The 6853-nt window shown below is 61.2% G+C and carries 6 protein-coding genes; 3 read left to right on the top strand and 3 right to left on the bottom strand.

Annotated elements, in window-relative coordinates; translation table 11 throughout:
* Nucleotides 1-82 precede the first annotated feature (82 nt).
* Complete coding sequence (locus ACXRVY_RS13390) at nucleotides 83-628, top strand: vWA domain-containing protein (protein WP_317851139.1); 546 nt, start codon at nucleotides 83-85, stop codon at nucleotides 626-628.
* A 110-nt stretch (nucleotides 629-738) separates the two neighbouring features.
* Entirely contained in the window at nucleotides 739-2385 is a 1647-nt protein-coding gene (locus tag ACXRVY_RS13395) for a phospholipase D-like domain-containing protein (RefSeq protein ID WP_223463285.1), read from the top strand.
* A gap of 7 nt (nucleotides 2386-2392) precedes the next feature.
* Here ACXRVY_RS13395 and ACXRVY_RS13400 read toward each other — a convergent pair whose 3' ends face one another.
* Nucleotides 2393-3619, bottom strand: coding sequence for an NADH:flavin oxidoreductase/NADH oxidase family protein (locus ACXRVY_RS13400; protein WP_458237539.1), 1227 nt, complete (start codon nucleotides 3617-3619; stop codon nucleotides 2393-2395).
* A gap of 76 nt (nucleotides 3620-3695) precedes the next feature.
* On the opposite strand from ACXRVY_RS13400, the gene ACXRVY_RS13405 reads away from it, so the two are divergent.
* Nucleotides 3696-4100: a MerR family transcriptional regulator gene (locus ACXRVY_RS13405; RefSeq protein WP_223463287.1), complete on the top strand. Its 405-nt coding sequence runs from the start codon at nucleotides 3696-3698 to the stop codon at nucleotides 4098-4100.
* Nucleotides 4101-4192: 92 nt separating this feature from the next.
* On the opposite strand, the gene ACXRVY_RS13410 is transcribed toward ACXRVY_RS13405, so the two are convergent.
* Together ACXRVY_RS13410 and ACXRVY_RS13415 are read right to left on the bottom strand one after the other, a co-directional pair.
* Complete coding sequence (locus tag ACXRVY_RS13410) at nucleotides 4193-5071, bottom strand: DUF4434 family protein (RefSeq protein ID WP_223463288.1); 879 nt, start codon at nucleotides 5069-5071, stop codon at nucleotides 4193-4195.
* On the bottom strand, nucleotides 5071-6853 hold a 1783-nt coding region (locus ACXRVY_RS13415), incomplete at its 5' end, for an NfrA family protein (RefSeq protein ID WP_458237540.1). The genes ACXRVY_RS13410 and ACXRVY_RS13415, both read right to left, overlap by 1 nt.

Genomic DNA, 6853 nt, shown 5'->3' on the forward strand with positions numbered 1-6853 from the left:
ACCCCGGGCCGGGCGGCTGGACCACGGCAAACAGGGCAAGCGTCATGCAGCACGTAGCGGTTCGATCAACTGGCCAGGCACCTTGCTTAATGGTCGGCCCCGTCAGCGTGCTGATCTGTTGTATCAACTGCGCACCCGTTCGCCCCATGAACTGTGGCTGGTGATTGTCGATGCGTCGGCTTCGACCCGCCGTCATCAGGCGTTGAGTGATGCCAAAGGCTTGCTGGCGCAGCTGTTCGATGATGCCTACCGCCAACGTGCGCGCCTGGCGTTGCTGACCGCCAGCGGCTCGGTGCCCAAGTGGCAGGTGCAAGGGTTGAAGGCTTCCAACGGTTTGCGCCATTGGCTCGATGGGCTCGGCGCAGGTGGTGGAACGCCGTTGCTGGCGGCGCTGGGTGAGGCGAGGCACTGGCTGACCGCGCGGCAAAAACGCTTTCCGGCGGAACAGCAAAGACTTTTATTGGTGACCGATGGGCGGCTGAAGGACTGGTCCATACTGCCGGCAATCGAATGCCCAGGTCTGGTGATCGACATCGAACGCGGGCCGATTCGTCTTGGGCGCAGCAAAGTTTTGGCTGCGCAGCTGCAATCGGATTATCGACATATGGACGAGCTGCTTCCAGGCTGAGCATTGCGCTGTCTGTGCTCGCGAAGGCATCAATCCGGTTTCGGGTCGTCAGGGTAAAAAATTCATCGACGATCTATGCTCACCGGGCAAATCCATCACAGGAGTGAACCATGCGTATCCTGGCCGTCAATGAACAGGGCGATTTTCGCGTCAAGGCTTACGCCGGCACCAATGGCGTGCTGTTGGCCATGGACCTGGCCGAATCCCGTCGCATTGGCCTGTTGGGTTTTGCCATTGAAAAACAGCAGGGCAGCAAACCCTGGATGTTTCTGTTCAATAGCCTGACGTTCCCGGACAAGGACCATACCTTCCCCCAGTTTCACGCCACGCCCAGCGATATCGCACCGTTACAGAAATTCCGCTGGGCCGATTACGCGGTCAATCCGGGGATGACGATCCATTATCGGGTCTACCCGGTCTACGGCAGCCACAATGCGCCACAACTGGGTGAGTGCCTGGAGGTAACGGTCACCTCCGACGATGGCCATCCCGGCAACCAAAGTGTCAACTTCAACCGCGCAGTAGCCGCCAGTCAGGCGTTCGAGCGCAAGTTTCCCGATCTCGATGCACTCATTGGCAAAAGGAACAAGCTGCCCATCGAAGCCTGGCCCGAAGCCCCGCGTAGATGGTTGGAGAACGGTTTGCTCGGGCGCTTGTTGGGGTTTATCGCGCGTGCTGTCGATGGCCAGTGGGCGCTGGATATCGCCATCTATGAGTACCAGTTACAGGTGATAGTCGACGCAGTGGAGGCTGCGCTGGAACGCGGCGTGAAAGTTCGCGTCCTTTATCACGCGCAACCGGGCGAAGACACTACCGCCTTGAACGAGGTCAGCCTGAAAAATATCCCCCAGGCGAACAAACGCGGGCGGGTCACCCACAATATCTTTCACAACAAGTTTATGGTCTTGAGTCGGCTCGACGCAGCGGGGCAGCATCAACCCGAAGCGGTACTCTGCGGCAGTACCAACTTCACCCCCAACGGTGTTTACCGTCAGGCCAACGTGGTGCATGTGCTGGACGATACGCGGCTCAGTACCCGTTATCTGCAAACCTTCGAGCAGGTCTGGAGCACGCCGGCAGATGTCGGCGCCACGCGGCAATGGATCACGCAGCACAACCCGATGGATCCGACGCAGGCACTTTTCGCCGGGTTCTCGCCGCGCTCGGGCGGGGGTGACCTGGATGAGTTCGTCTCGATCATCAATGCCGCGAAAAAGGACGTGCTGTTCGTCACTGCGTTCGCCTTGCCCGATGCCATCCTCAACGCCTTGCTCGGCTTGCCCCATGACGACATCCTGCGCTATGGCCTGCAAAACACCGCCAGCGAAATCACCGGGTTTCATGCCGACCGTACCGCTGAATTCACCACCGTTGCCCTGCTCGACAAAGGGCTGGAAGGCTGGCTCCAGGAAAGCAGGGAGGGTCAGAAGGGCAATATCCTGGTGCACACCAAAGCCATCGTCACTGACTTCACCAGTGATGCGCCGACGATCATAAGCGGTAGCCACAACCTCAGCGACGCAGCCAGCAACGGCAATGACGAAAACTATCTGATCATTCGCGGCGATACCGATCTGGCAGACCGTTATGGCCTGGAGTTGCTGCGGTTCTACGAGCATTACCGCTTTCGCTATTTCGCGAAAAAACTTGCGCTCAAGCAGGTCCAGCCGTTGGCGACGGATAACAGCTGGACTGATCACTATTACCGCGCGGGGGATCTACGGATGTTGTCGCGACTGCGGTTTACCGGCCAATAGCGATCCATCAGTCCGCGCTCATGGCCCGGCGATACTGACGCGTGCGTTTGGCGATGTATAACTGATCAATAATCAACGCCAACAACGCCGAAACCTTGGGTCGGGTGGTGCGCCCACGGCTCAAGCGATGCAGCTGGAACTTGACCACCGCCATGTTCGCCAACGCCGCCAGGGGCTTGCGCTTCCAGCGGATCGGCGGCAGCTGCGGATGAATGTCCCGGCCTTCGCGCCAGTGCTTGACCAGGTGCGGTTCCACGGCCAGCGCGGTGCCGATGCCGGCCATGGCGATGCCGCTGTCGAGGACCTGTTCGACGATTGCCAAACGCCGGATCCCGCCCGTCACCATCACCGGCATCCGCGCTACKCTGGCCAGTTCACCGGCCATTTCCAGAAAGTACGCCTCCCGCGCCAGGGTCCGGCCGTCGCGCGCTTCGCCTTGCATGGCCGGTGCTTCGTAACTGCCGCCGGAGAGTTCCAGCAGGTCGATCGGTTGTTCGTTGAGCCACTGGATTACCTGCCGTGCATCATCGGCATCGAAACCGCCGCGCTGGAAGTCCGCTGAGTTGAGTTTTACTGACACACAGAATTGCGGCGACACCGCCTGGCGAACCGCCGCGACGACGGACAACAGCAGGCGCGCACGATTTTCCAGCGAACCGCCCCATTGATCAGTGCGCCGATTGGTGAGCGGCGAAAGGAACTGGCTGATCAGGTAGCCGTGGGCGGCGTGGACCTGCACCCCGGTAAAGCCGGCTTTCTCCGCCAGTGCGGCGCTGGTGGCGAAGCGTCGGATCACCTCCTGGATGTCGTCCTCGTTCATGGGTTTGGGTTCGGCGAACATCTTCGAAAACTGACCGAGATCCAGCGCAACCGCCGATGGCGCCAAGGCCTGCTGGCCGAGGTTGGCCATGGTCTGGCGGCCAGGATGGTTGAGCTGCACCCAGAAGTGCGCACCGCCGGCCCGGCCGACACTTGCCCACTGGCGGAAGCGTTCCAGATGGCGCTCGTCTTCCAGCGCTACACCGCCGGGGCCGGTCATGGCGCGGCGGTCGATCATCACATTGCCGGTCAGCAACAAGCCGGCTTCGCCCTCGGCCCAGGCCTGATAGAGGCGCAACAGCGCTTGGTCGGGCACCTGATCGGTATTGGCGAGGTTCTCTTCCATCGCGGCTTTGGCAATGCGATTGCCGATGATCTGGCCGTTGGGCAGATTCAAGATCTGGAAGGGCGACATGCTTGACTCCTCGAAGTGATGAGCAGAGGCTAAGCTTAAAGTTAACTTTAATGTCAAGCGAATAAATGAGGCCCCTATGAAGATTGGGGAATTGGCACAGTTGAGTGGGTTGACCGCCTCGCGCATCCGTTTTTACGAGTCTCAGGGATTGATCCGCCAGGTCGAGCGCTCTGCCAACGGTTATCGGCGTTACTCGCAACAGGCGCTGCAAACCCTGCAACTCATCCAGTGCGCACAACAAGCGGGTTTCAGCCTGGAAGAACTCAAGCAGTTACTGCCGGATAATGTGACGGGCGCGTTCAAGCACGATGAGTTGATGGCCGGCCTGCATCGCAAGATCGAGCAGATCGAAGAAATGCAACGGCACCTGGCCCATAGCAAGGCGCAGTTGCTGGGCTGGATCGACACCATTCAGGCCAGGCCCGAAGGCATGAGCTGCGATGAAAATGCCGAACGGGTGATGACGTCATTCAAGCATTAGGTCAGCCATGGGACATGGGGGCAGGCCTGCTCGCGGATTGGATGGATCGGTTCATAAGCCCAGCCGGCACCGATCTTTTCAACATTTCGTCTTCAATGGTTCTGTACATCGCCGACCTCGTTTTTGTGCTGGTTGTCGAGAATCGCCTTACCCCATGGTCGATAGCGCAGGGAGAAAACCGACGTAGGGTGGCAGCCCGACGAGGTTGATTGCGGGGGCATCGGTTCGGCACGGAAAGGTTGCCCGGCAGCACTGACTTGCCGGAAGGCTTCCCTGACGATGCCGATGGAGCAGGGCAGTGCATTGGCGTAGCCGTTGCGAACCACGGGTGGCAAGCGTCCAGTGCCGGCTCCGTCCTGCCACCATACCTGGATTCCGGCGTTGGCCACTTCGCCCAGCCACTGGCCATTCACCTGTGGCGCAAGTTTACCGACGCTGAATACGCTGATGTGCAGCGGCGCGTCGAGCTTGCCAGCGAAATCCTTGAGTTGGCGTTGCAGGGTTTGCCGACGATCGAGCGGTAGAAAGTGCGAGTCATCCAGTTCCATGGGTAAATACCAGCCGCTGACCGGGAGTTTCCAGTCCTTGCGCAACGTCTGCTGCCGGGCCAGCGACAGCCCCAGTTGCGCCTGCCAGTAGGTCGCCAGCCCGGCACTGTCCAGCTCATCGATGCGCTGGTAATAGGCCGGGTCCATGCGCAGGCCCAGCACCAGTTTCAAGCCTTGGGCCTGGGCCAGTTTCAGGCTGGTCGCGAGCCAGCCGTTGGCGCCGCCGAAGTCCGAGTCACCGTAGGCCGTCCACTGCACGATCACCGTGTGCGCGCCTTGGCGCGCAGTGTCCTGCCAGATTCGCTGCCATTGCGCCTGGCTCAGGTTGGCATCGACATTGAGCGGCTGATAGAAAATCCGTTCGTCGGCATGGGTCGCCGTGGCGCCCAACAGCAGGCACACAGCCAAAAGAAGTCGCTTCATCAGAAATTCAACTCCACGCCCACCAGCACGCCGTTACCGCCGTCATACAGATTGCCGCCCAACGCTTGTTGATACTCGGTGCGCACCGTCAGGTGCGCGCGATAGGCATTGTAAATGTCATCGTTGAACCACCATTGCCAACGCAGGCCCAGACCGGTGCGCAGATCCTGGCGCCAGTCGTTGCTCGGGTCCTGGCTGGCGAATTCGAGGAAACCGTACGGCATGATCGTTTGCGCGCCGTTGAACGGCAGCTTCCAGGTGTGACCCTGTTGGAAGCGCGACAGCCATTGATGGTCGCCGGCCTTGGTCCACCACGCCGCGTCGAGGTAGAGGAAGCGCTCCTCCCAATCGCTTTCATCGACCCGCCAATCGTTGCGGAATCGACCCTGATCAAGGAACGACGCCGTTGACCRCAGCAGGTAGTCGGTGGTGGTGTGGCCATCATCGCGGTGATCCTCGGTCTGATCGGATACCTTGTCGGGGACCAGCATTTGGCCGAGGCTCAGGCCATGGTTGTCCTGGTCGTCGAACTGGCTTTGTTTGTAGATCTCGCCATAGAAGTTGATGTTGGCGGTGCCCCAGGGCTTGTAGCGCAGGCCGACGCCGGTACCCAGGGATTCGGCATAGCTCGATCGGCCCACGCCGCCAAGCAACACACGGCCATAGACCGACTGCGTGCTGCCAGCGCGGCTGGGTTCATCGCCCAATGCGTGGTCCCACATGGCCAGTTGCACGTTCTGTGAAGTGGAGCGTCGCTGCGTGCCAGTGCTGTCGTCGGGGCGCACGAAGTCGTTGGTCGATATCCCGGCCGGCGACCAGGTACTGGCGATGGTGACTGAGTCGCGACGGGACAGGCTTTCATGAGCGCGACGCTGGCGATAGCGCCGTGCCTCCATGCTGCCTTCTTCGTCATCGGCGGCCACCGGGCTCTGCTCCAGGTCGATCACGCGTTCCAGTTCCTTGCGCGCCGAGGCGCTGTTCTCGACCTCGTCATAACGCCAGGCCAGGGTTTCGCCGAGGCGATAGTCTTCCGGGAAATCCTGGGTGGCGCGTTGCAGATACGGGATGGAGCGGGCGCGTTCCGCCTTGGTCTCGGCACTGGCCAGGCGCACGCCGTAGTCGGCACGATAACGGGGATTGTCCGGTTCGCGCCGCGCCGCTTCGGCCAGCCATTCGGTACTTTGTTGCAGGTCGCCGGCCTTTTGCGCAGTGACCGAAGCCGCATAGTAATGCTCGGCATCGGGTACCAGCTGCAGGGCGGAACGCTGGCGTTGCAGCGCGAGGGTGTGATCGCCCTGGGCATCGGCAATCGCCGCGCCCAACGTCCACTCATTGGCACCACGGGTGCGGCTTAGTTGCCAGTAGCGTTCGGCTGTTTGCGTGGCGCCGATATTCAGGGCGCCGCGGCTGGCGGTGAGGCGGGCATTGTCGCTGAGTTCGGCATCCGGAATGCTGCGCCAGATGGCGAGGGCACCGGCCGAGTCTCCGGCAGCCTCCAGGGCGTAGGCGAGTGGCAGGCGAGTGTTCTGGTCACCCATTTTTTCGGCGCTCTGGTAATACACCACCGCTTCGCCGGGGCGCTCGGGCATTGCACAACGGCCGAGGGCGCGGTAGTCGCCCGCGGCTTGCGGTTGATCGCCAATCGCCTGTTGAACCGCGCCGCACTGGCCGTTTTCCGCCAGTTGCGCCAGCAACTGCCCGCGAGTGGCGGGGTCGACGAGGTTGAGCAACGAAACGATGCGTCGCTGTTGCGCTGGGGTCGGTGTCGACGCGGCATACAAC

The sequence above is a fragment of the Pseudomonas sp. P5_A2_2 genome, assembly GCF_054177685.1.